Source organism: Hoyosella subflava DQS3-9A1, from assembly GCF_000214175.1.
Taxonomy (GTDB): domain Bacteria; phylum Actinomycetota; class Actinomycetes; order Mycobacteriales; family Mycobacteriaceae; genus Hoyosella; species Hoyosella subflava.
In genome coordinates this window covers 3,531,990-3,558,476 of record NC_015564.1, presented here as the reverse complement: position 1 = coordinate 3,558,476, position 26,487 = coordinate 3,531,990, and the positions used below count along the sequence as shown (strand labels likewise).

The window sequence follows — 26,487 nt, the reverse complement described above, 5'->3', positions numbered from 1 at the left end:
TATGGTAGCGGTGCGAGGCCGGATGTGTGAAATCCGGCTTCTGTATCACGGCAGCAGGTGCCTAGCGTCCACGACGATGTAGCCGGCCACTCCAACGATGGTCCGGCTCAGCAATGGCCTGAGAGTCATCCGATTCTTGTTGAGTCGCAACCTGTTCAGGCGCTGCCATCGAAGAGTGAGGTCACGGATCCGTTCTCGAAAACCTCACGGATGGTCTGCGCGAGCAGCGGCGCGATCGAGAGCACCGTCAACTGCGGGAAGTGCTTGTCCTCAGCGATTGGAAGCGTGTTAGTGACGATCACTTCTTTGGCACCACAATTAGCGAGGCGTTCAGCTGCGGGGTCCGAAAGTACGCCGTGTGTGGTCGCGATAACGACGTCTCCCGCTCCGGACTCTTTGAGCAGACCTACGGCCCCGGCGATCGTGCCGCCGGTGTCGATCATGTCATCAATCAGGATGCTGGTGCGTCCTTCGACGTCGCCGACAACGCGGTTCGACTTCACCTGGTTCGGTACCAGCGGATCGCGAGTTTTGTGGATGAACGCGAGCGGTGCTCCGCCGAGGAAGTCTGCCCACTTCTCGGCGACACGGACACGGCCCGAGTCGGGGGAGACCACCGTGATCTGATCGAGCGAGTAGTTGGACCGCACGTACTCGGCGAGCTGAGGCGCTGCGCGCATGTGGTCAACCGGGCCGTCGAAAAACCCCTGGATCTGATCGGTGTGCAAGTCCACCGTGATGATCCGGTCCGCGCCCGCGGTCTTCAGCAGGTCTGCGACGAGACGCGCTGAGATGGGCTCGCGACCGCGGTGCTTTTTGTCCTGCCGTGCGTAGGGGAAGAACGGCAAGATCGCGGTGATGCGTTTCGCTGAGCCCCGCTTAAGCGCGTCGATCATGATCAACTGCTCCATAAGCCAGCTGTTCAGCGGGTACGGATGGCTTTGCAGAACAAAGGCGTCACATCCGCGGACGGACTCTTCGAAGCGGACGAAGATTTCGCCGTTCGCGAAGTCACGCGCCGTCTGCGGCGTCACCGCGATGTCGAGTTCCTTCGCGACCTGCTCGGCGAGCTCAGGATGAGCCCGGCCGGAGAAGAGCATCAGGTTCTTCTGGTTGTCAACGGAAAATGCGCTCACTCGGTGCCGCCGTCCTCGGTTGCGTTGTGTTGTTTCCTCGCCGCATTGCGAGCCTTCACCGCAGCTTTCGCTGCTGCGGAGCCTGGACGATTCGCGTCGACCCAGCCCTCAATGTTGCGCTGTCTGCCGCCAGATATTGCTAGTGCCCCTGGCGGGACGTCTTCGCGGAGCACAGTGCCCGCTCCTGTATACGCGCCGTCACCGACATGCAGTGGTGCGACGAACATGGTGTCCGAGCCTGCCCGAACGTGCGACCCAACGATGGTCCGGGTCTTGTTAACGCCGTCATAGTTCACGAAAACGCTTGATGCGCCGATATTCGTGTGCTCGCCGATAGATGCGTCACCCACGTACGTCAGGTGCGGGACCTTGGAATGCGCGCCAATATCGACATTTTTGGTTTCGACGTATGTACCGATTTTCGCGTGGTCCCCGATCAACGACTTGGGGCGCAAATATGCGAACGGCCCAATCATGCTGGAGGCGCCGATCGTGGAACGTTCACCGTGTGATCTGACTACCCGCGCATCCTCGCCGACAGTCACGTCCGTCAGCGTCGTGTCAGGACCAATCTCAGCCCGATCGCCGATGAGGGTCGCCCCATACAGTTGCACACCGGGGAGCAGGGTCGCGTCCCTCCCGAGACGGACCGAGACGTCGATCCATGTTGTATCGGGGTCGATGACGCTGACGCCTTCACGCATCCAGTGCTCGACGATTCGGCGGTTCATCTCTTTGCGAAGCGCAGCGAGCTGGACACGGTCGTTGACCCCGGCAACGAGGGCAGCATCGCCAACGTGCAGCGCACGGACGGCGAGATCCCGGCTGCGGGCAATCTCGATGACGTCGGTCAGATACAGCTCACCCTGCGCGTTGTCGGAACTCAGATCCTGCAATGCCGAGCGAAGATGTCGGGCGTCGAATGCATAGACCCCGGCGTTGACCTCCGTAATTGCGCGCTGCTCATCTGTCGCGTCAGCTTCTTCCACAATTGCGCTGAGGGAACCGTCGGCTTCGCGGACAATCCGCCCGTAGCCGCGGGGCTGGGCGACAGTGAATGTCAACACCGTCACCGTAGCCCCGGCACCCGCTCGATGGGTCGCGAGCAACTCGCTTAGCGTGGCGCCGTCGAGCAGGGGCACATCCCCGGCGGTGACGAGGACTGTTCCGTCGAAATCGTCCGGAAGGGCTTTCAGTCCACTCTCGACTGCGTGCCCGGTGCCGTTCTGCTCCTCCTGCACAGCCACCGCGATATCGCGGTCGAGTAACTCAGCCACGGCTTTGACTTCGCGGCCGACGAGTTCACGTTGATGCCCCACAACCGCGACTAGTGCTCCAGGGTCGATGGCGTCCGCAGCCGTGAGCGCGTGCCCGATCATCGAACGGCCGCACATTGTGTGCAGCACCTTTGGCAGGTCCGACTTCATGCGGGTGCCGGCGCCCGCAGCTAGCACGATGACAGCGGTAGAAGCCGTTGATGGATCAGACGTCGAGTCAGGAACTACTGCAGCAGCCGGTGGAGTCTGCGGCATTCTTCTCCCTTGCTCACAGCGAGTCAGGTCTCAGTCGGGTTGCAACGTTGCGTGGCGCGACCGTGCGCCGATCGTCGATAATACGCAGGATATGCCCGTGCGCCGAACCGCATCGCCGAATTCACGGGTAGCTGTGCACATCTGCGCCGGGTGAGACGCAAGTTGCGGTCTACGGGGCCAGGAAGGCGCGGCCGCACAGACCGTTCAGCCCGCCTCGATGCGACAAAGCCGTGTTTAGAGGCGCGCTCGTTCGGTTAAATTGCACCGTGAACATCAGCCTGTACCTTGCCGTCTTCGGCGGACTTTCGCTGATCATCGCCGCTTTTTCAGCGTCCCTCCGAAAGTGGCCGGTCTCGGAACCGATGCTTGGCCTGCTTGCAGGCGCATTGCTCGGTCCGCAATTCGTGGGCGCCCTCTACGCGCCCGAAGACAGTGCCTCATTGCTAAGGGAGGCGGCGAATCTCTTGCTGGCCGTATCCGTAATGGGAGTTGCGTTACAGTTCCCCTTGCGGACCATCCGTACTCATACGCGCCCGCTGCTCATCCTGCTCCTGGTGGCGATGCCGCTGATGGCAGCGATCGCAGCCGGAATCGGGTGGGCAATCCTCGGCGTGCCGCTTGTCGCCTGTGCTCTGCTGGGCGCCTCCTTATGCCCGACAGACCCCGTCCTGGCGTCCAATGTGGTGGGCGGGAGATTCGCCGAGCGCGATGTGCCTCAGCGCACCAGGCAGCTGCTTCTGCTGGAATCCGGAGCGAATGACGGTCTTGCGCTGCCGCTGGTTCTCGTAGCGATTGCGCTGACGGGAGTCGCTACCGCGGGCAGTACGGCGATCGAATCCCTATGGCAACTGTCAGGGGCCGTGGTGGTGGGCGTCATCACGGGATGGTGCGGCGGAAAGGCGCTGCGTGCTGGTGAAAGGCATGGCTCGACAGAGAGCGGGCCCATGCTCTTCTTTGCAGTCACACTTGCGGTGGGCATTCTCGGGCTGTCCGACCTGGTTCACACCGACGGTGTACTAGCGGTCTTCGTTGGCGGTCTCGCTTTCAGCTTCGCCACTACCGGCCGGGAACGGGAAGCAGAGGTACGAATCGATGAGGCCGTCAACCGATTCGCGGTTCTTCCGCTCTTCATGCTGCTGGGGATGTCGCTGCCCTGGCAGGACTGGAAGAGTCTCGGAGTGCAAGGACTGATCTTCGCTGCGGCCGTACTTGTGCTGCGGCGACTGCCAGTGATCCTGTTGTTAGCGAAAGCGCTGAAACTGCGCCTGCGCGACGCTGTCTACCTGGGCTGGTTCGGGCCGATCGGAGTTGCCGCGCTGTTCTACCTGCTCTTGATCGACCAACGAATCGGCCTCGATTCGGAGCTTTACGCGGCCGGAACCTTGGTTATCGCTGTGAGCACCGTCGTGTTCGGGCTCACCGCTGCTTCCGGGCGCGTGCTGTATCGGCGCGCGTCAGGTGGCGCTGCGGAAGACAGCGCTGTCGAGGACGAGGTGATGGACCGTGCGGACTAAGCCTTCAGACTTGTCACCGCAAGCGCGTAATCTAGCGCCGTGCAGCTTATTGAGCCCGCACCACCGCACTGCCCCAATGGCCATCGACTCGGACCAAACGAGGTGCTTGTCGGGTGGCAAACGACGAACGAGCCGTACTGCCGCACGTGGGAATGCCGAACCTGCGGTTCCATCGTCAGAGACGGCGCGGGCAGCCCGCGTGAGGATGAAATTGTGGCTAATGAGGATCTGTTGGTTGAACTCAGCATGGATGAACTGCGCGAGGTGGCAGCGTTTGCCACAGCCTGCGCGGAGCCGGTGCTGGCGATCTTCGAGCGCCACTGCGCAGGTGATACACGCGCACGGTCTGCACTCGACGAGGCCCTTAGGTTTGCCTCCGGGGGAAACCGGACCAAGGCGCTGCGTATGACTGCGTTCGCAGCGCATCGGGCGGCGCGTTCCGCACAAGAGGGCGGCCTCGAAGCCGCAGTCGACGCGGCGCGCGCCGCTGGTCACGCGGGAGGCGCTGCCTACCTGCACCCGCTTGCCAAATCGACCCAGGTCAAGCACATCCTCGGAGCAGCTGCCCATGCAGCCCGAGCACTCGAACTCGATGCTGGCGACGACTACACAGTGGGCGACGGGTACATCGAAAAGGCGGGAAGTCTGGCTAGCCCCACCGTGGTGAGCGTCCTGACACGTTACCCAAGGGCCCCAGGTGGCGGCGGTCGGGTGGGCGAGCTTATGCGAGCACTGGATACAAGGTTGCGCGGACTGCAAACCTGCCGCTAATGCCGCTGCGAACAGTACGACGGGGTGAGTCCGGCGACAAAGCCGGATACGAGGTGGACTGAGTAAGTAGCCGCCTCCGACAAGCAAATGATCTCAGGCTACCTGCGATATTCTTCGACGAAGCAGTGGCCGATATGTGTCCTGAGCTGTGAAAAGAGGCGCCCACTGAGTGTCTAGTTAGATTGACTTGCGGATGTCTATCACGATAGACTAAACGTGTGATTGCGGGGCAGCCGACACGAAAAGTGGTCAAGGAACTGAAGAAGGCAGGATTCGAGCGGGTCGGCGCCAACGTTCCGGACTGACATCAGACCATCTGCCCGGTGTTACCGCAGGGTCCTGGAAGCCATCGACTCCACGCGGTAGCAACCCAAGGGGAGAAGCGCACATGAGCAGGAGAGCATACGAAGTCAAAGTGACTCGTGAGGGTCGCTGGTGGATGGTTCGTGTACCGGAACTAGATGAACTCACCCAGGCTCGCCGTCTGAGCGAAGTTGAGCAAATGGCACGCGAACTCATCGCGCTAGCGAACGACTCGCGCATCTCAGATGTCGATGTCACGGTGACTGTCGAGGTTCACGGACTCCGTGACGTCATCGGCGAAGCGATGCATATTCGGCAGGTCCGCGAGCAAGCCGCACAACTAGAAGCGGAGGCGCAAGAGTTGTCCCGCCACCTTGCAAGCGAACTATCCAAGGCAGACGTTCCGGTACGTGATATCGGGATCGTACTAGGCGTGTCCTATCAGCGAGCACACCAACTAATTAGCCACTAGCGCCAGCACCAAACCGTAATTATTCATGGATAGGGACGGCCGCATAGGAGACGCGATCGACGACCTTGTCTGCGCGGCCCCAAATGGCCCCGGATCGACCCCTCAGAGCGTGTATCGGAAGGTTAAAACCTGCCGCTACCTGCATGTTGCTCCGCCGCCAGGACTCGAACCTGAACTAGCTGAACCAAAATCAGCGGTGCTGCCGATTACACCACGGCGGATTGTGCGGCACACTGGCGCGGGCCCTGATGCAGGACCGGCAGCAGATGTGCGCAATGATCCTTACATACAGATGGGCGTTTGGTCGACTTGTATACGCGGCGATCCGCAGTGGAAGGGTGGAATCGACAAATGACTAGCGCGAGGAGCTCGGGTTCTTCGGACGCGGCCCCGGACAGGGACAGCGCGACTGAAAGAGTTCCGCGTGCGCGCATGACCGGTGCCGAGCGGCGAAACCAGTTGATCGAGGTGGCAAAGTCTCTGTTCGCTGAGCGTGGATACGAGGCGACCTCGGTGGAGGAGATCGCGCAGCGGGCGCAAGTGTCGAAGCCTGTCGTCTATGAGCATTTCGGCGGCAAAGAAGGAATCTATGCAGTCGTAGTCGACCGGGAGATGTCCGATCTGCGCGACCGGATCACGTCCTCGTTGTCCTCGCATCGTTCGCGGGTGCGGGTGGAGCAGGTGGCACTCGCGCTCTTGACCTACATCGAAGAGTGCACGGATGGTTTCCGGATTCTTGTTCGCGACTCGCCAGTGGGGGCAAGTTCAGGCACATACTCGAGTCTCCTGAATGACGCGATCGGTCAGGTGACGCATCTGCTGGCGTCGGACTTCGGTAAGCGGGAGCTGCAGCCCGAGTCGGCCGGGCTGTACGCGCAGGCGCTGGTGGGCATGGTGTCGGTCACTGCTCAGTGGTGGCTCGACGAGCGGAACCCACCGAAGGAGATCGTCGCCGCGCATTTGGTGAACCTGTGCTGGAACGGTTTGATGAACCTTGAGCCGGAGCCACGTTTGCACGGTTCTGATTCTGCTGAGGCATGACCTGACGCAAGTTCGCAGGCCGCTGACCTCGTGGGTGAGCGAATTGTCGGTGGTCGGTCATAGAATCGTGCGCGCTGGTCAATTGTGAGTCAGACCGGCTGGTGGGATTCGTTGATCTATCGCGTGAGGAGCTCGGGGAGTGTCCGCTCAGCAGTCACGGCAAGGTGCGTCCTCGGCGCTCTTCGATTTCGCGCTCGGCGATGCGGCATTGCAGCAGGTGCGTGACGCAGTCGGCCGAACCGAGCGCACGCTTGTCGCACCCCTGGGGGCGCGTCCTTTCATCGCGGCCGCGCTGGCCAGCGTCGCCCCGGTGCTGCTTGTCACGGCCAATCGCCGCGAGGCTGAAGATCTGACGAGTGAGCTTCAAGGCGTCCTCGGTGACACTGTCGCATTGTTTCCCTCATGGGAGACGCTGCCGCACGAGCGGCTGTCCCCCGGAGCGGATACCGTCGGTCAGCGGCTTCAGGTGCTGCGGCGGCTTGCTCGTCCGGACGATGCCACGTTCGGGGCGCCGCTCAAGGTGATCGTCGCGCCGGTGCGTGCGGTTATTCAGCCGATGTCACGCGGGCTCGGTGAGCGCGCACCGATTGTGCTGAGAATCGGCGAGGAGCGCGGCTTCGACGATTTACTCGCTGAACTCACCGAGTTCGCCTACAAGCGCGTTGACATGGTCGCTAAGCGCGGCGAGTACGCGGTGCGGGGCGGGATCCTGGACATCTTCCCACCCACTGCTGAACACCCAATACGCATCGAGTTCTGGGGCGATGAGGTCACGGAACTGCGCGAGTTCTCCGTTGCCGACCAACGGTCACTTTCCGGGGGTGCGGTCGAGGTTGTCATCGCGCCGCCGTGCCGGGAACTCTTGCTGACCGACTCTGCGCGGGAACGCGCCGCCGCACTTGCCGCGGCCCACGCGGGCAACGACTCGTTGGTGGAACTGTTCGACAAGCTGTCCTCGGGAATTCCAGTTGAGGGCATGGAGGCGCTGATCCCTGCTTTGACGGAAGGTCCGCTTGAGCTGCTGCCTGAGCTTCTTCCGCAGGGGACCGTCGTCGTAATCTGCGATCCGGAGAAAACTAACGCTAGGGCGGACGACCTCCGCAGTTCCGGCACAGAGTTCCTCGAGGCTTCCTGGGCTGCCGCTTCCTTCGGCGGGGGTGTCCCCATCGACTCACGCACGCTCGACCTTTCGGCATCAGCCTTCAAACCGCTGCCCTTTGTACGTGAAAGGGCTGTAGCTGTTGGACGAGGCTGGTGGGATCTCACGCAGCTCGCGAGCGGAAGCGACGACGAACTGGTCTTGCCGGTCCAGGCTGCGCCAGCGATGCGGGGAAGTGAGCAGGAGATCGCGACCACTTTCGCCATGCTCCGCGCGCATATCTCGCAGGGCGGCCGTGCCGCGATCGTCGTCCCCGGTGCTGGTACCGCGCAGCGGTATAAGGAGCGGCTACTTGACGCGGAAGTGCCCGCAGCTCTTCTCGAGCCGGGCAAGCCCCTGTCCGAAGGCGTGGTGAACCTGCTGTGCGCAACGCTCAGCAGCGGTGTGGTGTTCGAGGACGCTCAGCTCATCGTGCTCACCGAATCGGATCTGACGGGAAACCGGGCGACCACGACGCCCACGCGCAAGCTTGCATCGAAGCGGCGCAACCAGGTTGATCCGCTTGCCTTGCAGGCGGGTGACCTTGTTGTGCACGATCAGCACGGCATCGGACGGTTCGTGGAGATGGCGGAACGGACAGTCAGTGGCGCGCGGCGCGAGTACCTCGTCATCGAATACGCGGCGAGCAAGCGCGGGCACCCGGGGGACAGGCTGTTCGTTCCGATGGAGTCTCTGGACCAGTTGTCGCGCTATGTCGGCGGTGAAGCGCCAGGTCTGTCGAAAATGGGCGGCTCCGACTGGCAGAACACTAAACGTAAGGCACGCAAAGCGGTTCGTGAGATCGCGGCAGAGCTTGTGCAGTTGTATGCGAAGCGGCAGGCGTCTCCGGGCCATGCATTCGGCCCAGATTCGCCGTGGCAAAGCGAGCTCGAAGATGCTTTCGCCTTCGTGGAGACGGACGATCAGCTCACCGCGATTTCAGAAGTCAAGGGCGATATGGAACGTGGCGTCCCAATGGACAGGGTTGTCTGCGGCGACGTCGGCTTCGGTAAGACCGAGATAGCCGTACGGGCGGCCTTCAAAGCCGTTCAGGACAACAAGCAAGTTGCAGTTCTGGTGCCGACGACGTTGCTCGCGCAGCAGCACACAGAGACGTTCACGCAGCGGATGGCGGGATTCCCTGTAAAGATCAAACAGTTGTCGCGCTTCACCGGTCCCACGGACTCACGTGCGGTCATCGCTGGGCTTGCGGATGGGACGGTAGACGTCGTCATTGGCACTCACAGGCTGCTCCAGACAGGTGTGCGCTGGAAAGACCTCGGACTGGTGATTGTCGATGAGGAGCAACGGTTCGGTGTCGAACATAAGGAGCACATCAAAGCGCTTCGTTCGCACGTCGACATGCTGACGATGTCCGCGACCCCCATACCGCGAACGCTGGAAATGTCCCTGGCAGGAATCAGGGAAATGTCGACGATCCTGACACCTCCTGAGGAGCGGCTGCCCGTCCTCACATACGTCGGGGCGTACGAAGACAAACAGGTTGGTGCAGCAATCCGGCGGGAACTCCTTCGCGACGGCCAGGTGTTCTACGTTCACAACCGCGTCAGCTCGATCGAGAAGGCAGCCAAACACATTCGCGATCTCGTGCCGGAGGCTCGTGTCGTCGTCGCTCACGGTCAGATGAACGAAGAAGCGCTCGAGACAACTGTTCAGGGCTTCTGGAACCGCGAATTCGACGTGCTGGTGTGCACCACAATTGTGGAGACTGGGCTCGATATCTCAAACGCGAACACGCTGATCGTGGAGCGCGCGGACACGCTCGGTCTCTCGCAACTGCATCAGTTGCGCGGCCGCGTGGGTCGCGGCAGGGAACGCGGCTATGCCTACTTCTTGTATCCCTCGAACCGGGTCCTGACCGAGACGGCGTACGACAGGCTAGCGACGATCTCGCAGAACTCCGATCTTGGTGCGGGGATGGCGGTAGCGATGAAGGACCTCGAGATCCGTGGTGCAGGAAACGTTCTCGGAGCCGAGCAGTCCGGCCACGTCGCGGGGGTCGGGTTCGATCTCTACATTCGACTCGTGGGCGAGGCTGTCGAAGCATTCAAGGCAGTGGCCGATGGCAGACCGGTTGAGGCACCCGAGGAGAAGAAAGAAGTCAAGATCGACCTTCCAGTCGATGCTCACATACCGCCCGATTACGTCTCCAGTGATCGCCTTCGGCTCGAGGCTTATCGCAAGATCGCAGCCGCGCAGGGCGACGACGAACTCGATGCCGCCACAGAAGAATTACTCGACAGGTATGGCCCGCTGCCAGAAGAGGTCAAACGACTGCTGTCCGTGGCCAGGTTGCGCCTGATGTGCCGCGAACGCGGACTCACGGATGTCGCGGTGGTGGGCACACAACTGAGACTGACGCCGATGACGCTTCCGGATTCGAAACAGGTCAGGCTCAAAAGACTGTACCCATCGGCCCAGTACCGCCCCACGACGTCGCAAATACAGCTTCCGCTGCCTCGCAGCGGCAGGGGAACTCCAGCTGACCCCCGGGTGCGTGACAACGACGTCGTCCAGTTTGTAGCGGACTTCCTGACCTCGCTGGATGGGCTTCCAAAAGGCGAGACGCAGGTGATCGTGAGGTGACCGCCCATGACCGTCGTCTTACTTGACCCACGGCGTCCCGAGGTCGTCCCGCTCCGAGCTGTTCAGCACCTTGCGGGCCCCGTGGAAGCTACTCCCGATGTTCCGGCTTCGATACGCGATTTCCTTGACGTCGTCTCCGCTGCCGACACGCTCGTCGCGGTGAGCGACACACATCCACAGGTGAGCGCCAGGCTCGTGGCGGGAGAAACGCTCATCGCTGCTGACGGCTTTCTGGGCTTCAGACTGCTGGAATCAGTGGATCTGATGGACGATCTCCGTACTCGGGGACCATGGGAACGAGAACAAACTCACGAGTCGCTGCAACGCTATCTGCTTGAGGAGACATACGAACTGCTCGACGCGGTCCGGGCTGGGGACCGTGACGAGCTCCGCAAAGAACTCGGCGACATGTTGCTGCAAGTTCTCTTCCATGCACGCATCGCAGAGGACGACCCTGCTGACCCGTTCACTCTCGACGATGTCGCAGCGGCCCTCACCGCGAAACTGCTGCATCGCAATCCGCCCCACTTCGGCACGGACGACGCGCCGATGAACGCAGAAGAGCAAAACCAGCGCTGGCAGGAGCGCAAGGCCGCCGAGAAACCCAAGCAGTCGCTCACCGAAGGCATTCCACTGGCGCAACCCGCACTCGCGCTCGCCGAGAAGGTTCTCGGCCGTGCCGCGGAAGCCGGAATTCCGTCCGATTTGATCCCAGAAGCGCTGGTACAGGTCTCGCTTCAGCCACAGGGCAATAGCGAACTTACGCTGCGTGAGGCCGTCCTTGACCTCATCGAGACAATCGTCGCAACCGAGAAGAAAATCGGACGTAGCGTTGCTGAGCCAGAAAAATGGCGTGCAGCCTGGGAAGGAACCTTGCCCGGACGCTCCAATAGTGCTACATGAGGTCACCGGGGGCGTACGAAGGGGTCACGGACACGGCACAGTCTGCTTGAGGGTTGGTGAAAGCGGCTGCACCGCAACGTTCCCCATGGCAATGATGGCCGCGTGACTTCTCCATCTCGACGCAGCGCTCGTCCGCACACATCGCGACGGCTAGCAACAGCCGTCGCCGCATCCATGGCAGCCGCATCGCTGCCCCTCGCGGGTGCAGCAGCTGCATCAGCAGAGACTCTCACTGACATCGCTGAAGCAGTTCTCGAAGCAATGCCACCAGCGCCGGGCACCGGCGTACCGATGATCGACTACCACGCCCCAGGGCGCACCTCCGATCTACTAGCCGACTGGGCTCAGGCGCACTCTGATGCCCTCGGCATTCCCCGTCCCGCAATGCAGGCCTACGGTCATGCGGCTCTCGTCATGCAGGAAACTCAGCCTGGATGTGGTCTCCGCTGGACCACCCTCGCGGGTATCGGCGGCATCGAAAGCTGGCACGGCACCTATGAAGGCGCGACGATCCTAGACGACGGACGCGTTGAGCCGCCGATCCGCGGTGTAAAGCTCGATGGTCGCCCTGGGCTTGCCGACATCCCGGACACGGACAACGGTGAAATGGACGGCGACCCCGATCACGACCGGGCGATGGGTCCCATGCAGTTCATCCCCGAAACCTGGCGGCTCTTCGGTACTGACGGAAACGGCAATGGACACGCCGACCCCGACAACATCGACGACGCTGTGATGTCCGCTGCGCGCTACCTGTGCGCGGCAGGCGGCAACCTCGAAAGCCCCGAAGGTTGGCGCAAGGCGATCCTCGCCTACAACCAGTCAGAGGACTATCTGCTGGACGTGCGTGACGCAGCCTGGCGTTACTCGGCAGACGTGCACGTGCCAGAACCGGCCCCTGCCCCGGAGCCAGCCCTGGAGCCGCCTCCCGAGCCTGAACCGCTCCCAGAGGCCCTCCCAGAGGGGGAACTGCCCCCAGCTTCTGAGGGCGAACTGCCGCCGCCACCCCCTGAGGGCGAACTGCCGCCGGAACTACCTCAGGGCGAACTGCCGCCGGAAGAGCACCGCGATGGGCATGAACTCGCCCACTCGGAGCTGCACGAGGGAGAACCGCTCGAAGCCGAAATGCACGAGCCAGAAGTCCACGAGCCGGAGTATCCCGGGGCCGAGCATCACGAGCCGGAACATCCCGAAGCCGAGCACGCCGAGCATCATGAGCCGGAACTTCCCGAAGCCGAGCACGCCGAGCACGCCGAGCACGCACCTGAGCATCATGACGCGCGGGGCGAGGCAGCACTGCGTGACATTCCAGAGGGCGAGATCGACGACGAAGACCTCGAACTTCTGAAAGAGTTTGCTGAGCAATATGGCGAGGGGTTCGAGTACGATGACGAACTCGATGATCAGCGAGTGCCAGCGTCGGAACGTGCTCCTGGCCATATGGTTCCGGACGTATTAGCGAAACTGGCGGCCGAGATCTGGGCATTCCTCGCGAAGCTGGGAATCAATGGCGAACCCAAGGGCGGCGCGTGAGCGTGCCTGAATCGTAGAGGCCTCTGGTCCGGTTACCCTCGAACCTGGCAAGATTGTCCACTGCGGAGAACACAGCTCCGCACGTATTTGCCATTTGCCGAAGGAGTAATTCGTGGCCGTCATTGAACAGGTCGGAGCACGCGAGATTCTGGATTCCCGGGGCAATCCCACCGTCGAGGTGGAGGTTGCACTAGACGATGGGACGGTTACCCGCGCCGCCGTTCCTTCCGGGGCATCCACTGGTGAGCATGAGGCGGTGGAACTTCGTGACGGTGGTGAGCGCTACCTGGGTAAGGGTGTGCAGCGAGCCGTCAACGGGGTTCTCGACGAAATCGCGCCCGCGCTGATTGGTCTCGATGCTATCGAGCAGCGCGCCGTCGATCAGTCGATGCTTGACCTCGACGGCACGCCGGACAAGTCTCGCCTGGGTGCCAACGCGATCCTTGGGGTGTCCCTCGCTGTGGCCCGCGCTGCCGCGGAGTCGTCCGGGCTTGAGCTGTTCCGGTACGTGGGCGGCCCGAACTCCCATGTTCTGCCCGTACCGATGATGAACATCCTCAACGGTGGTGCCCATGCTGACACGGGTGTCGACGTTCAGGAGTTCATGATCGCGCCGATCGGTGCGCCGACCTTCAAGGAGTCCCTGCGCTGGGGTGCCGAGGTGTACCACGCGCTCAAGGGTGTCCTGAAGGCCAAGGGGCTCGCCACTGGCCTTGGCGATGAGGGCGGCTTCGCGCCAGACGTGGCAGGGACAAAGGAAGCGCTCGACCTGATCATCGAGGCTGTCGGAAAGACAGGCCTGTCGCTTGGGAAAGATGTCGCGCTTGCGCTCGATGTCGCGGCCACCGAGTTCTACGAGGAAGGGTCCGGTTACCGTTTCGAGGGGACCACACGTTCCGCTGCTGAGATGGCTGACTTCTACGGTGATCTCGTTGCGGCGTATCCGCTGGTGTCGGTTGAGGATCCGCTGAGTGAGGACGACTGGGACGGCTGGGCGACCCTGACCAGCCAGGTGGGCGACAAGTTGCAGATTGTCGGCGACGACCTCTTCGTGACCAACCCGGAACGTCTGCAGACGGGTATCGAACGGAACATCGCGAATGCACTACTCGTGAAGGTCAATCAGATCGGCACGCTGACCGAAACGCTCGACGCCGTCGATCTTGCACACCGCAACGGTTACAAGACGATGATGAGCCACCGTTCGGGGGAAACCGAAGACACGACGATCGCGGACCTTGCTGTGGCGGTTGGCAGTGGGCAGATCAAGACAGGTGCTCCTGCGCGCAGTGAGCGCGTCGCGAAATACAACCAGCTGCTTCGCATCGAAGAAGCACTGGGCGATGCCGCTCGCTACGCTGGCGCCTCTGCGTTCCCGCGCTTCTCCTGGAAATCAACAGGTAGCTGATGGCTGACTCGTGGCCGCGAGGCAGGCGCCCCAAAGGTAGCCCAGCTGGCAGGGAACCCCGGCAATCGTCTGATGCACGGGATTCCCGGTCGGCTCGTGCTGCTGCGCAGCCTTCGCGGTCACGGTCCTTCAAGTCCGATTCCACTCAGGTGAAAGGCGCCGCTCGGATCAAGGCGGTCGGGACGAAAGCGATGCGGTCGCCAGCGGGTTCGAAGCTTGTTCGGCCCTCCGGTGGCGCCGCCGATATGGGCTGGTCGACGCGGCGGACGTTCATTCTGGTTCTCGTGGCCGGTGCCCTCGTGCTGACTCTGGTGATGCCGCTGCGCACCTACTTCGCTCAACTCGGGGAGGCACGACGCATCTCCGCTGAGTATCAGGTTGTGTACGCAGAGGTGGAGGAGCTCAAACAGCAGAAGGAACTTCAGGCCGACCCTGCCTATATTCGGGCTGAAGCGCGTGAGCGTCTTGGCCTCGTCTTCCCCGGTGAGACCGCGTACAAGGTCCAATTTGAGGATGATCCGCGTACCGCGCAGGAGGATGAAGTGGTCCGTCCTGGCAGCGCCGACCCCTGGTACACGCAGCTGTGGGGTGAATTGGCGGTACCACGCGATCAGGGACCGCAGCGCGAAATGAACCTCCCGATCGCCCCAATTGAACCGGAGGCCGGACCGTAGTGGTTCAGCACGATGTATCCGCGGACGACCTCGCCGCGGTGGGGGAACAACTTGGCCGCACTCCGCGCGGAGTTCTCGCGATCGCATACAGGTGTCCTAACGGGGAACCAGGCGTTGTGAAGACCGCGCCGCGGCTTCCGGACGGAACCCCATTCCCCACCCTGTACTACTTGACGCATCCGGTGCTGACGGCCGCCGCGAGCAGGCTGGAGTCAGCGGGAGTCATGAAAGACATGACGGAGAGTCTCAGTGCTGACCCGGAGCTCGCTGCGGGCTACGAGTCCGCGCACGAGGACTACCTGCGTGAGCGTGACTCTATCGAGTCTCTGGGCACCGAATTCTCGGGTGGCGGTATGCCGGACCGAGTCAAGTGTCTGCATGTCCTGATCGCCCACTCGCTTGCCCGCGGACCCGGCGTCAATCCCGTCGGGGATCAAGCCATCGTTATGATCGCCCAGGATGACAGAAAGCTGGTCGGCGCAATACTCCCGGCCGATTGGCCAGGCCTCACGACGAGCATGGAGGATAGCGAGCAATGACACGTGTCGCCGCAATCGATTGTGGCACCAACTCGTTGCGCCTCCTCATCGCCGACGTCGACGAGGGCCCCGACGGGGCGCAGAAACTCACCGACGTCGATCGCCGAATGGTGGTCGTTCGCCTTGGCCAGGGTGTAGACGCGACGGGTGAGTTCCATGTCGATGCGCTCGCACGGACCCGGCGTGGATTGCAGGACTACGCGCGTCTTATCGCTGAGTCTGGCGCGACGCGGCTTCGCATGGTTGCCACCTCGGCGACTCGCGACGCCAGCAATCGAGACACATTCTTCGCGATGACGCGGGAAATTCTTGACCCTGTCGTCGCGGGCTCAGAGGCAGAAGTGATTTCCGGTGACGAGGAAGCTGAACTGTCGTTCATCGGCGCAGTAGCTGACCTCGACCCTGCCGAGGGGCCGTTTGTTGTGGTTGACCTCGGTGGTGGCTCCACTGAAGTCGTTTACGGTTCGGACAGCGTGGTCGCGGCACGGTCTGTGAACGTCGGCTGCGTTCGACTGACAGAACGGTGCCTGCACCACGATCCGCCGACTGATGATGAAGTCCAGGAAGCCACGCACATCGCGCGCAGCATTCTCCGTGACGCATTCAGCGCTGTCCCTCTCGCGCCTGCGCACACGTGGGTAGGCGTGGCCGGCACGATGACCACACTCTCTGCACTTGCGCACGACATGTCTGCGTACGACTCGGAGAAGATCCATTTGTCCCGGGTCCCGTTCCCGCGCCTGTTCGAAGTGTGTGACGACCTCGTCCACATGACTCGTGCGCGCCGCATGTCTCTCGGCCCGATGCACCCCGGCCGTGCAGACGTCATTGGGGGAGGTGCGATCATTACACGCGTGCTCGCCGAGGAATTGTCAGCTGTCACCGACATTGATGAGCTAGTCGTCAGCGAACATGACATCCTCGACGGGATCGCGTACGCGCTGGCAAAAGACTGAAACACGCCCCCGTAGCCCAATCGGCAGAGGCAGACGGCTTAAAACCGTCACAGTGTGGGTTCGAGTCCCACCGGGGGCACAAGAGCGTCGTTGTTGAACCCACGACATTTCCGTTGAGCTGTCCCGTTTGTGTTCGCTTGCTGGTGGGCGAGGCGTTGGCCTGCACCTCGGGGTTGAACATGGTGTCGAACGGCACTCCTAGTCCGGCGTCGATGACGTCGTCGGTGACGGTCAGTCCTTCGAAGAAGGCCTGGTTGGCGATGCTGCGCAGCGAGTCGTCGATGCTCATGTAGATCGCGTGGGCGCTGCCTGCCAAGGGCCAGGCAGTCATCGAGGTGGGCGCGGGCCTGGTCGTACTCGGTCTCGCTGGCCTCCGATGCGGGAGTCGAGGAACGCAACTTGGCGGGCGATGCCGTTTCGCTCGGTCTTGAGTAGGTCCAGTGGCGCGGCGCCGATCGCGCGTCCGAGGTCCGCGGCCCGGTCGCGCACCTGCCATAGAATCTCATCCATGTCATCCAAGCGGCCGGCTCGGCAGCCAACACCGCGGTCTGCCGTGCCCGTCCTTCGGAGTCTTGGACCCAAGTACGAAGAGGACCTGCACGGGCGCAACGCAGCTGTCCTCCTCAACGTCCTGACCGGCAAGCCAGCAACCACCGCGAAGAACATTGCTCTTGCGGGTCACTACGGCAGCGGTAAGAGCAGCGTCATCCTCGGTGTCCAGCGGAGTCTGGACGAACGTAAGATCAGTTGGGTCAATTTGTCGTTGTCGAGCCTTGGCATCGACGACACGAAACGGGCGCGCGTCCAGCAAGACGGGTCGCTTGCGCCCTTGACGAACCTCATACAGAAGGAGATCGTCAAGCAGCTCCTCTATCGGAAGTCGCCCGCGGACATGCCAGGGTCGAGGTACTTCCGCATCGACTCGTTCAGGCCATGGCCGGCTTTGATATGGGGTGGGGTAGTAGCGGTCGGCTTCTTCGTGATTGCGGTCCTGCTTGGGCTGGTCAATCGCGTCGAGGAGATGGCGCCCACGGGCCTGGTCGACAGCCATGGCTGGGTGACTTGGGTCACTGTCGGCGCCTTCGGTGCATTCCTGGGCGGGGTCTGGTTCCTAGGCCTTCGCGCCCTTCAGAGCCGGATACGGGTGGAGAGCGTGTCCGCGGGCGGAGCGGCGGTCAAGCTGAGTGCGAAGGAAAACTCGTACTTCGACGAGTACCTGGATGAGATCGTCTACTTCTTTCAGCGGACGAGGACTAAGGTCGCAATCTTCGAAGACCTGGACCGATTCAAGGACCCACACATCTTCGAGACCCTGCGGGAACTGAACACCGTCCTGAACAACTCTGAGCAGATCAAGTCAAGGCCAGTCCAGTTCGTCTATGCGGTCCGCGACAGCATTTTCGAGGAACTTGAAGTAGATGCGGAATCCGACGGTGACAACGCCAAGACATCGGCGCTTCATGCTTCGACGTTGGAATCTGCCCCTTCGGCGAACAGGACGAAGTTCTTCGACCTGGTAGTGCCGATGGTTCCGTTCATCACGCATCGTTCGGCACGGGACCTGCTCGCGGCCGAGTTCGCCGAAGCGGAGCACCGACCCTCGACCGCATTGGTGAATCTTGTCGGCGCGCATCTGACCGACATGCGCGTGATTAGAAACATCCGAAATGAGTACGAGATTTATCGCGCATCCGTGCTCGGCGAAAAGGGCCTCAAAGGGCTCACCGCAGACCGGCTGTTCGCGATGATGGTCTACAAGAACCTCCACTTGGAAGACTTTGAGGCCATCCGGCTCGGAAAGAGCAAGATCGACGAGGCGCACCGGATGTTCCACAAGATGGTGGAGTATCAGACTAGGCATCAGGCAGCACACAGCAAGAAAGCGCTGGACCGGGTGGGCGCGAAGTCCCTCTGGGACAAGCACGCCATGGCAGCCGGTGAGCGGCTACAGAAGGTGCTGCCAATCGTCTCGAGGGGGACGGGCCGCGGCGGTAAGCTGGGCCTTCGCTACCAGTCGGAGGATTACGATCTGTCAAGCCTGACATCAAGAGACTTCTGGAGGTCGTTGTACGAGAACCGCGATGAGGTGCAACTCCTCCGACCTGGGGCCGGCGGCATGAAACTGTCGTTCGATGACCTGATCGCGCTGGTAGGGAACGGGACGGATGGGCTGGACGTCGCCGTAGAAGTTGATGTTGCGCGCCTTCAGCGCGATTCTCGAGTGGCGCTAGAGACCAAAGACTTCGTCGTGAAGGCCACGATGGCAGAACTAATGGCCAGGACCGACCTCGTCATGCCAACCGAGGGCGGCGACGAGCACAACTTGGATGCCATCATCACCGATCTCGTTTCTCCTCTGGCCCGAGATCTGCTGGCCAAGGGCTACATCGACGAGAACTTCACTCTGTACTGCTCGGACTACCATGACATCGCGATCAGTGTGAGTGCGATGAACTTCATCCTTCACTGCGTCCAAGCCGACCGCGCAGCTCCGCACTTTCAGTTCGATGAGGAGAGCTCGATCGAGGCAGTTGAGAAGGAGATGGGAGCCCGCTTCCTCGACGGCGAGAGTATCTTCAACGTCGACGTCTTCGACTACTACCTGACTACGCACCCCGAACGCCTCAACACGGCCATCAATAAGCTCGCCGTGCGTTCCGGCGATGACTCCTCTTTCCTCGACGCCTACTTAATAGACGGTGACGCTCACGAGGTGCTCATAAGTCGATTGGCTACACGCTGGGACGGCGTCTTCGTTCATCTTGTCGAGAAGGCACCACTAGAACTCGAAGTAATCGTCGCGCTCGTCGATACGGCGATCAGGAGCGCCGCGTGCGACACGGATTACGAATCATCGGACCGGGTCGCGGAGTTCGTATCAGAGCACTACGCTCAGATGCGGGCGTTCCTCGGCGGGATGGATGCGGCGAAAGCGACCGATGTGATGGCTCTACTCCGTCGTCTCGGCGCCCAGATAGGCGATCTCGGCGTGCTCGGGGAAGCGCAGCGCAACGCTGCGGTGGCAGTAGGGCTGTACCCGGTCACCCGGGCGAACTTGTCGGCCGCTCTCGACGAAAATACGGGACTGGCGCTCGACGTCGTGAAGGCCACCGATGAGGCCGTCTACAAGCACATGCTCGCGAACCTGGAGGACTACCTTGATGTCCTCGAAAAAGACGAGGTCACCGTTGAAAGCCCGCACGAGTTCGTTGCTGTGCTCGGCGACGTCGCAGATGCAGCCGAGTTCGCCGTGCGACCCATCGCGGAACGCGCGTCAATCTCCTGCGAAGTCATCGACCTGACAGACCTCAGCGACGAAGCATGGGGACCTTTGGTCTCGGCAGGGCGGTTCACGCCGACCGTTTGGAACGTGAGTCAGTTCGTCAGCAAGTTCGGAGTCAGCAAGGAACTAGTCGAGAGCCTCGGCACCCTCAACCTCACCAAGGCCGAGGAGGTGGAAGAGGAGCCGAGGTTGGGGCTTGGGTATGCACTGGCCAACTCTGACCCCCTGGACGCGGCAACGATCGCACGACTGCTCGGGCAGCTCAACCTGCCCGATGGCTTGGACCCCGCACAGTTATCCGACGCCGGACTCGCCCAACTTCCAGCACTGCTGGCCGAGGACTTGGTGCCTGATACAGCCGACACGTACGTCCTTGTGAGTGACCACCCCTTCACATTCCGCGAGGAATACTTCGCGGCGTCCAAGCAGCTGGCATCGTACGTGTGCGAGTTGCCGCTGTCGAGCGAGGATCTGGCCCGAGTGATGCGGAGCCGACGCCTGGCACCAGCTGTGAAGCGCGCGATTGCCGACGACGCGAAGTTTGTCAGCGACCGTCTGTCTCGGCAGAGCGTGATCGCGGTTTGCGAGTGGGCAGCCAAGGGCAACAACGTCTCAGTTGAACTACTGGTCACGCTTGCCAAGGCTGGCGCACCGGCCGAGCACATTCTGGGCCTGCTAGAACCGCATCTCCCAGGCATAGAACTCGTTGCGCTAGACCAGATCCTGCTCGGATTGGGCGATAAGTACGAGCCTCTAACCAGGACCGGGCGCCATCGTCCGCGACTGAAGGATCGAGCCGGAACCGAGGAACTGCTCGAAGAACTGCGACGCCGTAACCGGGTCAGCTCTTTCGGCCCAACCAAATGGATCGGTGGAATCCAGGTCAACATGCGCCACTGAAGACGAGAACCATCACGACCTCAGACGCGGCATTGCAGGGCATGACCCTTCTCGGATCACAAGACCCGATGACACCGGAGTATTGATAAGGACATCTGTATGCGTCTTGCGAATTTTACTGACCTCGCGCAACGGTGCCGCGAGAACGGCTACGGCTTCACAGAATTCCGACGACAAGACATGGTCGCCGGCCTGCGTTGGCCCACGGACGTCCTCGAACAGTGGGTCTACGACCACGCAGGCAACATCTCCTTCCTCCGAGACTACGAGAACGTCGATCTCTCACAGGTCGGCTGGCAGGTTGAAGCGCTGCCAATTGATACGTTCATGGCGATGCCAACGGGGCCATCGGACGGGGACGTCATAGAGGAGTTCGCTGCCGCCCCTGATCATTGGGTTGCCGTACGTAACCAAGGTGAGCATCTGGGCGTGCGTCTTACCTGGGAGACTCACGGCACTTGGAAGCGTTGGCCGATCGTCTTAGATCGGGCTCTCCTGCCACCTGCATCTGACGGCCTCCAGCTGGTTGAAGGACGCACTCGGGTCGGCATCCTGCGCGGCCGCCAGCGGCAAGGAAAGCTGGTCGCGAACAGCCATCTAGCCTGGGTCGGCCGCCAACGTAAATGACACAGTCCATCTTCGGGTTTGACTAGAGAGATGGCCGGCGACCGCGCGGGCGGATCGTTCCGCCACAGGCCACGACCGCGGAGCGCACCGCCTCGTCGCCGACCCCCAGTTCGGTCGTGACCTCTTCCAGCGTCATGCCTTGCTACTACAGCCGCGCAGCCTCCCGGCGCCCGGACTTATCCAGACCGCGAGCGGCGGACCGCGACACCCGCCTGAGCAGCGAGCCGGTGCACCGTCGCGCGATGTACCCCAAACCGCCGTACTAGCTCATCGAAAGGCATACTCCTCGGCCAACGCAGCCCGATTCGAGACACTCAAACGGGTTTGAGACCGGGGCGAATTCTCCGCCACTGGACCGCGCACATCCTAGATAGGCTGACGCTCAGGAGGCGACGCCGAACGCCGTGCTACCCGCAGAACCCCCGACGAATCAACGTCATCAACGGCTTGCGCGGGTTTGAGAACCACCCACCGGGGGCACAACATGGCCTGCTTTCACTCGTCGGTGCGTGAATTCCGGCGCTCAAGCTCCTGAATTCGCGCGGCGGCTTTCTTGAGCCGTTTCTTGCGTTCCTTGGCGTCAGCTTCCTTGAGTTCCTCGTACACCTCTTCGTCGCTGTCGCTGTAGTGGAGAATCATCCGCGGAATGCTGAGAGTGAAAATCAACGAGGGCCAGACAATCCACGCATAGTCAAAGTCCAGGACAAACTGGAGGATCAGGAATGTCACGAGTGTGACGCCAATGATTATCCAGTCAAGTGACTCGACTAGGTTGCCCCGCCGTTTCAGTGAGGCAATTTCCGACTCGGCGCTCAGCTGTGGGGAAACCTTCGCTGCGTCACTGTGCTGTTTCGGGGCGGGCAGTCGTTCCGAGTCCTGAATCTTCCTGATGAACCCCTCAACGCTTTCGAGAGGCACCCCACCAGGAAGTCCGCGGAAGCTGTCACGGAGCCCATCAAGCGTGCGTGCCGACGCGACTGTACTGGACTGCTCGTAGAACTCATCGACGTTCAGTCGGCCGGCTGCGTAGTGTTCGCTCAGGACATTCAGCGCGTGCAGGCGCTCGTCATCGCTGAGAAGCAGTTCGTCGTCAGCACTTTCACTCATCTATCACTCACTTCCCCCGAACGCGCGTGCGCACAAGTTTACGTGAGCCACCGGAACAGCGGTGGGACGGCGAATAGTTCCAGATTTTCCAAGCCACAGCGCAGTCCTAGCAAGGACCATGGGGATATGGCGAAGATCGAGACTGTATATCCCAGGCTGGTGGTGTCCGATGGAGCGGCGGCAATTGGTTTCTATGTCAAGGCGCTTGGTGCCGAGGAACGGTGCCGCTACACCGACAACGACGGCAGGATCGTCCATTCAGAGGTCGTGATTGGCGGTGTCACGGTGGCGGTGAAAGATGCGGACGGTACCGATCCGTCGCCCGATAACGTGAATGGCACACCTGTGATCCTTGCGCTCTACACCGACGATGCGAAAGCTGTGGCCGACAGAATGATGGAGCACGGCGCAACCGTGATCTTCCCGGTCCGCGACCAATTCTATGGGGAACGTGCTGGGCGCCTGGCGGATCCGTTCGGGCACGTGTGGATGGTCGCCCAGAAGAGTGGAGATCTGTCACCCGATGAGATTCAGCGGACGCTGACTGGCTAGCCGAAGGCGCAACTCACCTATCTATCGTTCGTTGCGGGCATTGCGTGCGCGCATCTTCGTGCGGTTGCCGCAGCGTTTCATTGAGCACCATCTCGTGGTACCGGGGCGTGAGGTATCGCAAGAAATGAGGTAGCAGTCGTCCGCCGTAGCTGAGGTGGAATATCACTTTCGCGTGCGGCCTCGTCAATGACGGAAATGTCGGTGGGGGAGGCGGTTTCGTCGCGGCTGAAAGCGCGAGCGACCTGCACGATGGCGTCTCGCAACGCCAGCGCGGAAGTCAGTTTCGCTGGGTTCGCATCGCGGATAGCAGGTGAAACGTGGGACCGCAGCCAGACGGACAGATCAACCGGAGCGTTGACTACGGGTGTTCCATCGACCGCTCGCCATCGATGTCGACGGTGATGCTCTGCATGAGCCCGTCAGCATCGCCGCTGATATCGCAGTGGTAAGTGGCGTCGACGTCCTCGCCGTCGGCATTCTCGCCGTTGACCTGTCCCTGGATCTGCCAGTCAAGCGCGTCATTCTGTGATGCGGTAATTCCTTTGAACCGTGCGTCCTCCGGTATGTCGACCAGGGACTGCACCGTCTCCTCGCAATACACGTGGGCGAGGCTCTCCGGTATTCCCCGGTCCCGCTGTGACCACATGACAGCGAAAGCTGTTGTGAGCGCGAGCACAGCGACTCCAAAGGCAACCCACAGCTTCAGCTTCAGGCTGTACTTCCGGTCCCCGTCGGCCACTGTGTCTGATCCTCATTTCCTCGTGCGGCGGATACTCGAACTCCCGCGAGGGTATACCTTGCGGCAGACAATCAACCATGCTCGCTCTATGGTCGATGGGGCAGTGACAGCAACGGAAAGGACACGGGCGATGTCAGTAGGTCACGAGGCGCAGCCGTCGCCGTCGGTGAGTGACCTGTTCCGTAATGCTTTCCGCCGCCACCCGGCCGGGCTTGCGATTATCTCGGCTGCCGGACCTGACGGTCCGGCAGGCATCCTGTCTTCCTCAGTAGCCTCGGTGAGTCTCGATCCGCCCGCGCTTTCCTTTACGATTTCCACGCTGACGTCGTCCGCGCAGATTGTGCGAAGCGCGGACACCGTTGTGGTACACCTGCTCGACGCTGGAGACCTGAAGCTCGCCAGGACCTTCGCGACGCCGGGGAGTGTCCGGTTCGGCGACGATATGGCGTGGGATTACCTTCCGACGGGTGAGCCGTTCTTGCTGGAAACTAAGGCGCAGATCCGCTGCCGCCAACTCGGGCACCTTGATGTGGGCAACTCGTCAATTGTGGCCGCCGAAGTTCTCGGCGTGACCCAGGACGAATCGACCGCGCTCCCACTCGTGTACTCGAACAGAGCTTTTCACATCTTTCATGAGTTCCCGATTCGCTGATGATGCCAAGAAGTCACCAGGGCGTCATCGCGGTGTGCCTCGCCACACAGACACCAGGGGCAAAGACCAGGTAAAGTTCCAGTCGTCGATACCTGCGATCAGCGACCGGCCCAGGTGCACCCGTGAAGACGGGGAACTCACCGGCAGGCATGTTCGTTGACGATGCAGAAACGGGAGACACCAGCGGGCACTGGACCGGTTCAATGTGCAGAAGCCCAGCAGAGAATGGAAGGGACGTCCACGGTGCGCACCAGCAGCAACCCGGTGTTCAAGAACCTGCCGAAAGGCCCCGGGGGTTACGCAACATTCGGCAGCGGGGCGGCAGGCGCTTCGCAGGCCGCCTATCAGTACGGTCAGCAGACTGCGCCGCAGTACACGCCTTCGGCGCCAGAACGGGCGATGACGGTTGACGATGTCGTCACCAAGACCGGCACCACCCTTGGGGTGCTGACCGTCACCGCGATTCTCTCCTACTACTTGACCAACACAAACCCGGGTCTTGCTCCGATTCTCGTGTTCGGCGGCATGATCGTCGGTCTGGTCCTCGTGCTGGTCGCCGTCTTCGGCAAGAAGATGGACAACCCGGCCATCGTGCTCAGCTACGCGGCCGCGCAGGGCTTGTTCGTTGGTGGCCTCTCGTGGTTGTTCGGCAACGTCATGGTGACCGGCATCTCGGCGGGCGCACTGATCGGCCAGGCGGTCCTGGGCACATTCGGTGTGTTCTTCGGCATGCTCGTCGTGTACAAGACGGGTGCTATCCGCGTGACGCCGCGTATGACGCGCATGATCGTCGCCGGCATCTTTGGTGCGCTTGTGCTCATGATCGGCAACCTGGTCGCGAGCTTCTTCATGGAAGGCGGCTTTGGTCTCCGTGACGGTGGGCCGCTGGCGATCATCTTCTCGCTCTTCGTTATCGGTCTGGCAGCTTTCAGCTTCCTGATTGACTTCGACGCAGCGGATGAGATGATTCGGCAGGGTGCTCCTGAGCGCGCAGCCTGGGGTGTCGCACTCGGCCTGACCATCACCCTGGTCTGGCTCTACATCGAGATCCTGCGTCTGCTCAGCTACTTCAACCAGGAATGATCCTGGCTTGACCCGAAGGCCCCCGTGGACATGTCCCCGGGGGCCTTCGCCATATGTGGGTGGCGAAATCGTGAAGGATTCCCCCTCTTCAGGAGGGAAAATCCTTCCGGATCCTTCGACACAGGTGGTCATAACCAGCAATGACCACCTATACTGAGGCTGCCCGCCACGATGAATGTGTGAGAGGTATGACTGTGTCCGAGAACCAAGCCCTGCCAGGCCGTGCGGTGCACCAGGTTCTCTCTGACGGGCCCATCCCGAAACACGAGCAGCTCCGCGCCATCCTTCACGATCTCTGCCGAACGGCGCTGGGTCCCGGCGACATGCTGCCCAGTGAACGCAAGCTGGTCGACGAGTATGGCGTCAGCCGGATCACTGTCCGCGAGGCTGTTGGGCAACTCGTGGCGGACGGGGTCCTCGAGCGGGTGCCCGGCAAGGGTACCTTCGTTGCCCGCAGAACGGTGCGGTCACATCTACACTTAGCCTCGTTCCACGAGGACATGCGCCGCGCTGGTGCGCAGCCGTCAACACGCGTGCTGAGCGCCGAGCAGGCTGTCCCTCCGCTCGAGGCGGCCGAGACGCTGCGACTGCGGCCGGGCGAGAGAGCATTTCACGTCGTCCGGTTACGGCTGGCGAACGAGCAGCCCATCAGTGTGGACGACGGCTGGTACAACCCGAACTATCTGCCAGAGCTGCTGACTGCAGATCTCACAGCGTCGCTGTACGAGCAGTTCGATAGCAAATATGGCGTGCCGATCAACAGGGCTGAACAGTCAGTCGCAGCACGTGCGTGCCCCGCTGATCTGGCGCGCCACCTGCAGATCACTGAGGGTGATCCGGTCCTGGTCTTCGACCGGGTTTCCTACAGCGAGAAATTGCCCATCGAGCGCGCCATCTCGACGTATCGGGGAGACCGCTACCAGCTCCAGATGAGCCTGGATGAGACGTCCCCGCAAGGTGGGTCTAATACTGGACAGGTGCGCTAGCGCAAAACTTGACCGACGACTGGAAGGACTT

22 protein-coding genes, 2 tRNA genes and 2 pseudogenes are annotated in these 26,487 nt (G+C 61.7%); 18 read left to right on the top strand and 8 right to left on the bottom strand.

Annotated elements, in window-relative coordinates; genetic code table 11:
* Positions 1 to 155: 155 nt before the first annotated feature.
* Positions 156 to 1,136 carry a ribose-phosphate diphosphokinase gene (locus AS9A_RS16680; protein ID WP_013808274.1) on the bottom strand — a complete coding sequence of 327 codons (981 nt, stop codon included), beginning with the start codon at positions 1,134 to 1,136 and terminating at the stop codon, positions 156 to 158.
* Positions 1,133 to 2,668 (bottom strand): bifunctional UDP-N-acetylglucosamine diphosphorylase/glucosamine-1-phosphate N-acetyltransferase GlmU, encoded by a 1,536-nt coding sequence (gene glmU, locus AS9A_RS16675; RefSeq protein ID WP_013808273.1) that lies wholly within the window; start codon positions 2,666 to 2,668, stop codon positions 1,133 to 1,135. Before glmU ends, AS9A_RS16680 begins: the two co-directional genes overlap by 4 nt.
* Before the next feature lie 266 nt (positions 2,669 to 2,934).
* Between glmU and AS9A_RS16670 the strand changes: the two genes are divergently transcribed.
* The 3 genes from AS9A_RS16670 (at position 2,935) to AS9A_RS16660 (ending at position 5,728) form a co-directional block, all read left to right on the top strand.
* A complete protein-coding gene (locus tag AS9A_RS16670; RefSeq protein WP_013808272.1) occupies positions 2,935 to 4,182 on the top strand; it encodes a cation:proton antiporter domain-containing protein in 1,248 nt (415 codons plus the stop codon).
* A gap of 39 nt (positions 4,183 to 4,221) precedes the next feature.
* Positions 4,222 to 4,953 carry a putative immunity protein gene (locus AS9A_RS16665; protein ID WP_456077552.1) on the top strand — a complete coding sequence of 244 codons (732 nt, stop codon included), beginning with the start codon at positions 4,222 to 4,224 and terminating at the stop codon, positions 4,951 to 4,953.
* A gap of 388 nt (positions 4,954 to 5,341) precedes the next feature.
* Positions 5,342 to 5,728, top strand: a complete 387-nt coding sequence (locus AS9A_RS16660; RefSeq protein ID WP_041451166.1) for a hypothetical protein — start codon at positions 5,342 to 5,344, stop codon at positions 5,726 to 5,728.
* A 149-nt stretch (positions 5,729 to 5,877) separates the two neighbouring features.
* On the opposite strand, the gene AS9A_RS16655 is transcribed toward AS9A_RS16660, so the two are convergent.
* A tRNA-Gln gene (locus AS9A_RS16655) sits at positions 5,878 to 5,949 on the bottom strand.
* A 130-nt stretch (positions 5,950 to 6,079) separates the two neighbouring features.
* Here AS9A_RS16655 and AS9A_RS16650 point away from each other — a divergent pair.
* The 9 genes from AS9A_RS16650 to AS9A_RS16610 all read left to right on the top strand — a co-directional run bounded on the left by AS9A_RS16650 (position 6,080) and on the right by AS9A_RS16610 (position 16,606).
* Positions 6,080 to 6,769, top strand: coding sequence for a TetR family transcriptional regulator (locus tag AS9A_RS16650; RefSeq protein ID WP_074390799.1), 690 nt, complete (start codon positions 6,080 to 6,082; stop codon positions 6,767 to 6,769).
* A gap of 139 nt (positions 6,770 to 6,908) precedes the next feature.
* Complete coding sequence (gene mfd / locus AS9A_RS16645) at positions 6,909 to 10,514, top strand: transcription-repair coupling factor (RefSeq protein ID WP_013808268.1); 3,606 nt, start codon at positions 6,909 to 6,911, stop codon at positions 10,512 to 10,514.
* A gap of 6 nt (positions 10,515 to 10,520) precedes the next feature.
* Entirely contained in the window at positions 10,521 to 11,417 is an 897-nt protein-coding gene (locus AS9A_RS16640; RefSeq protein WP_013808267.1) for a MazG family protein, read from the top strand.
* Between the two features lie 102 nt (positions 11,418 to 11,519).
* Positions 11,520 to 12,950 carry a lytic transglycosylase domain-containing protein gene (locus tag AS9A_RS24890; protein WP_322786502.1) on the top strand — a complete coding sequence of 477 codons (1,431 nt, stop codon included), beginning with the start codon at positions 11,520 to 11,522 and terminating at the stop codon, positions 12,948 to 12,950.
* A 112-nt stretch (positions 12,951 to 13,062) separates the two neighbouring features.
* Complete coding sequence (gene eno, locus AS9A_RS16630; protein WP_013808264.1) at positions 13,063 to 14,358, top strand: phosphopyruvate hydratase; 1,296 nt, start codon at positions 13,063 to 13,065, stop codon at positions 14,356 to 14,358.
* Between the two features lie 191 nt (positions 14,359 to 14,549).
* Positions 14,550 to 15,032 (top strand): FtsB family cell division protein, encoded by a 483-nt coding sequence (locus AS9A_RS22850; protein ID WP_158307379.1) that lies wholly within the window; start codon positions 14,550 to 14,552, stop codon positions 15,030 to 15,032.
* Positions 15,032 to 15,571, top strand: a complete 540-nt coding sequence (locus AS9A_RS16620) for a DUF501 domain-containing protein (protein WP_013808262.1) — start codon at positions 15,032 to 15,034, stop codon at positions 15,569 to 15,571. The genes AS9A_RS22850 and AS9A_RS16620 overlap by 1 nt, the downstream gene beginning before the upstream one ends.
* Positions 15,568 to 16,527: a Ppx/GppA phosphatase family protein gene (locus AS9A_RS16615; protein ID WP_013808261.1), complete on the top strand. Its 960-nt coding sequence runs from the start codon at positions 15,568 to 15,570 to the stop codon at positions 16,525 to 16,527. Before AS9A_RS16620 ends, AS9A_RS16615 begins: the two co-directional genes overlap by 4 nt.
* A 5-nt stretch (positions 16,528 to 16,532) precedes the next feature.
* A tRNA-Leu gene (locus tag AS9A_RS16610) sits at positions 16,533 to 16,606 on the top strand.
* 248 nt (positions 16,607 to 16,854) lie between these two features.
* Here the strand turns inward: AS9A_RS16610 and AS9A_RS16600 are convergent.
* Positions 16,855 to 17,037, bottom strand: a complete 183-nt coding sequence (locus tag AS9A_RS16600) for a hypothetical protein (RefSeq protein WP_013808260.1) — start codon at positions 17,035 to 17,037, stop codon at positions 16,855 to 16,857.
* Here AS9A_RS16600 and AS9A_RS16595 point away from each other — a divergent pair.
* A complete protein-coding gene (locus AS9A_RS16595; RefSeq protein ID WP_148262493.1) occupies positions 17,036 to 20,710 on the top strand; it encodes a YobI family P-loop NTPase in 3,675 nt (1,224 codons plus the stop codon). The genes AS9A_RS16600 and AS9A_RS16595 overlap by 2 nt on opposite strands.
* A gap of 99 nt (positions 20,711 to 20,809) precedes the next feature.
* Positions 20,810 to 21,337, top strand: a complete 528-nt coding sequence (locus AS9A_RS16590; RefSeq protein ID WP_013808257.1) for a hypothetical protein — start codon at positions 20,810 to 20,812, stop codon at positions 21,335 to 21,337.
* 495 nt (positions 21,338 to 21,832) lie between these two features.
* On the opposite strand, the gene AS9A_RS16580 is transcribed toward AS9A_RS16590, so the two are convergent.
* Complete coding sequence (locus AS9A_RS16580; protein WP_013808254.1) at positions 21,833 to 22,444, bottom strand: DUF1707 SHOCT-like domain-containing protein; 612 nt, start codon at positions 22,442 to 22,444, stop codon at positions 21,833 to 21,835.
* 126 nt (positions 22,445 to 22,570) lie between these two features.
* Here AS9A_RS16580 and AS9A_RS16575 point away from each other — a divergent pair, with 126 nt between their 5' ends.
* Positions 22,571 to 22,996: a VOC family protein gene (locus tag AS9A_RS16575; protein WP_013808253.1), complete on the top strand. Its 426-nt coding sequence runs from the start codon at positions 22,571 to 22,573 to the stop codon at positions 22,994 to 22,996.
* Positions 22,997 to 23,017: 21 nt separating this feature from the next.
* Here the strand turns inward: AS9A_RS16575 and AS9A_RS23410 are convergent.
* From AS9A_RS23410 to AS9A_RS16570, 3 genes and pseudogenes are all read right to left on the bottom strand, one after another.
* A pseudogene (locus tag AS9A_RS23410) lies at positions 23,018 to 23,128 on the bottom strand (CGNR zinc finger domain-containing protein); the annotation flags it as partial.
* Positions 23,129 to 23,130: 2 nt separating this feature from the next.
* Positions 23,131 to 23,337 (bottom strand): annotated as a pseudogene (locus AS9A_RS24995) (ABATE domain-containing protein); the annotation flags it as partial.
* Positions 23,338 to 23,354: 17 nt separating this feature from the next.
* Positions 23,355 to 23,735 carry a hypothetical protein gene (locus AS9A_RS16570; RefSeq protein ID WP_013808251.1) on the bottom strand — a complete coding sequence of 127 codons (381 nt, stop codon included), beginning with the start codon at positions 23,733 to 23,735 and terminating at the stop codon, positions 23,355 to 23,357.
* 130 nt (positions 23,736 to 23,865) lie between these two features.
* Between AS9A_RS16570 and AS9A_RS16565 the strand changes: the two genes are divergently transcribed.
* The 3 genes from AS9A_RS16565 to AS9A_RS16555 all read left to right on the top strand — a co-directional run bounded on the left by AS9A_RS16565 (position 23,866) and on the right by AS9A_RS16555 (position 26,456).
* Positions 23,866 to 24,387, top strand: a complete 522-nt coding sequence (locus AS9A_RS16565) for a flavin reductase family protein (RefSeq protein WP_013808250.1) — start codon at positions 23,866 to 23,868, stop codon at positions 24,385 to 24,387.
* A gap of 243 nt (positions 24,388 to 24,630) precedes the next feature.
* Complete coding sequence (locus AS9A_RS16560) at positions 24,631 to 25,470, top strand: Bax inhibitor-1/YccA family protein (protein ID WP_013808248.1); 840 nt, start codon at positions 24,631 to 24,633, stop codon at positions 25,468 to 25,470.
* 188 nt (positions 25,471 to 25,658) lie between these two features.
* Positions 25,659 to 26,456, top strand: a complete 798-nt coding sequence (locus AS9A_RS16555) for a GntR family transcriptional regulator (protein ID WP_013808247.1) — start codon at positions 25,659 to 25,661, stop codon at positions 26,454 to 26,456.
* Positions 26,457 to 26,487: the final 31 nt, after the last annotated feature.

Coding starts and splice junctions, on each gene's coding strand:
- glmU (WP_013808273.1), bottom strand. CDS start 2,668: ATGCCGCAGACTCCACCGGCTGCTGCAGTAGTTCCTGACTCGACGTCT.
- AS9A_RS16660 (WP_041451166.1), top strand. CDS start 5,342: ATGAGCAGGAGAGCATACGAAGTCAAAGTGACTCGTGAGGGTCGCTGG.
- AS9A_RS16650 (WP_074390799.1), top strand. CDS start 6,080: ATGACTAGCGCGAGGAGCTCGGGTTCTTCGGACGCGGCCCCGGACAGG.
- AS9A_RS16640 (WP_013808267.1), top strand. CDS start 10,521: ATGACCGTCGTCTTACTTGACCCACGGCGTCCCGAGGTCGTCCCGCTC.
- AS9A_RS22850 (WP_158307379.1), top strand. CDS start 14,550: ATGCGGTCGCCAGCGGGTTCGAAGCTTGTTCGGCCCTCCGGTGGCGCC.
- AS9A_RS16615 (WP_013808261.1), top strand. CDS start 15,568: ATGACACGTGTCGCCGCAATCGATTGTGGCACCAACTCGTTGCGCCTC.
- AS9A_RS16595 (WP_148262493.1), top strand. CDS start 17,036: ATGTCATCCAAGCGGCCGGCTCGGCAGCCAACACCGCGGTCTGCCGTG.
- AS9A_RS16600 (WP_013808260.1), bottom strand. CDS start 17,037: ATGGATGAGATTCTATGGCAGGTGCGCGACCGGGCCGCGGACCTCGGA.
- AS9A_RS16590 (WP_013808257.1), top strand. CDS start 20,810: ATGCGTCTTGCGAATTTTACTGACCTCGCGCAACGGTGCCGCGAGAAC.
- AS9A_RS16580 (WP_013808254.1), bottom strand. CDS start 22,444: ATGAGTGAAAGTGCTGACGACGAACTGCTTCTCAGCGATGACGAGCGC.
- AS9A_RS16575 (WP_013808253.1), top strand. CDS start 22,571: ATGGCGAAGATCGAGACTGTATATCCCAGGCTGGTGGTGTCCGATGGA.
- AS9A_RS16565 (WP_013808250.1), top strand. CDS start 23,866: ATGTCAGTAGGTCACGAGGCGCAGCCGTCGCCGTCGGTGAGTGACCTG.
- AS9A_RS16555 (WP_013808247.1), top strand. CDS start 25,659: ATGACTGTGTCCGAGAACCAAGCCCTGCCAGGCCGTGCGGTGCACCAG.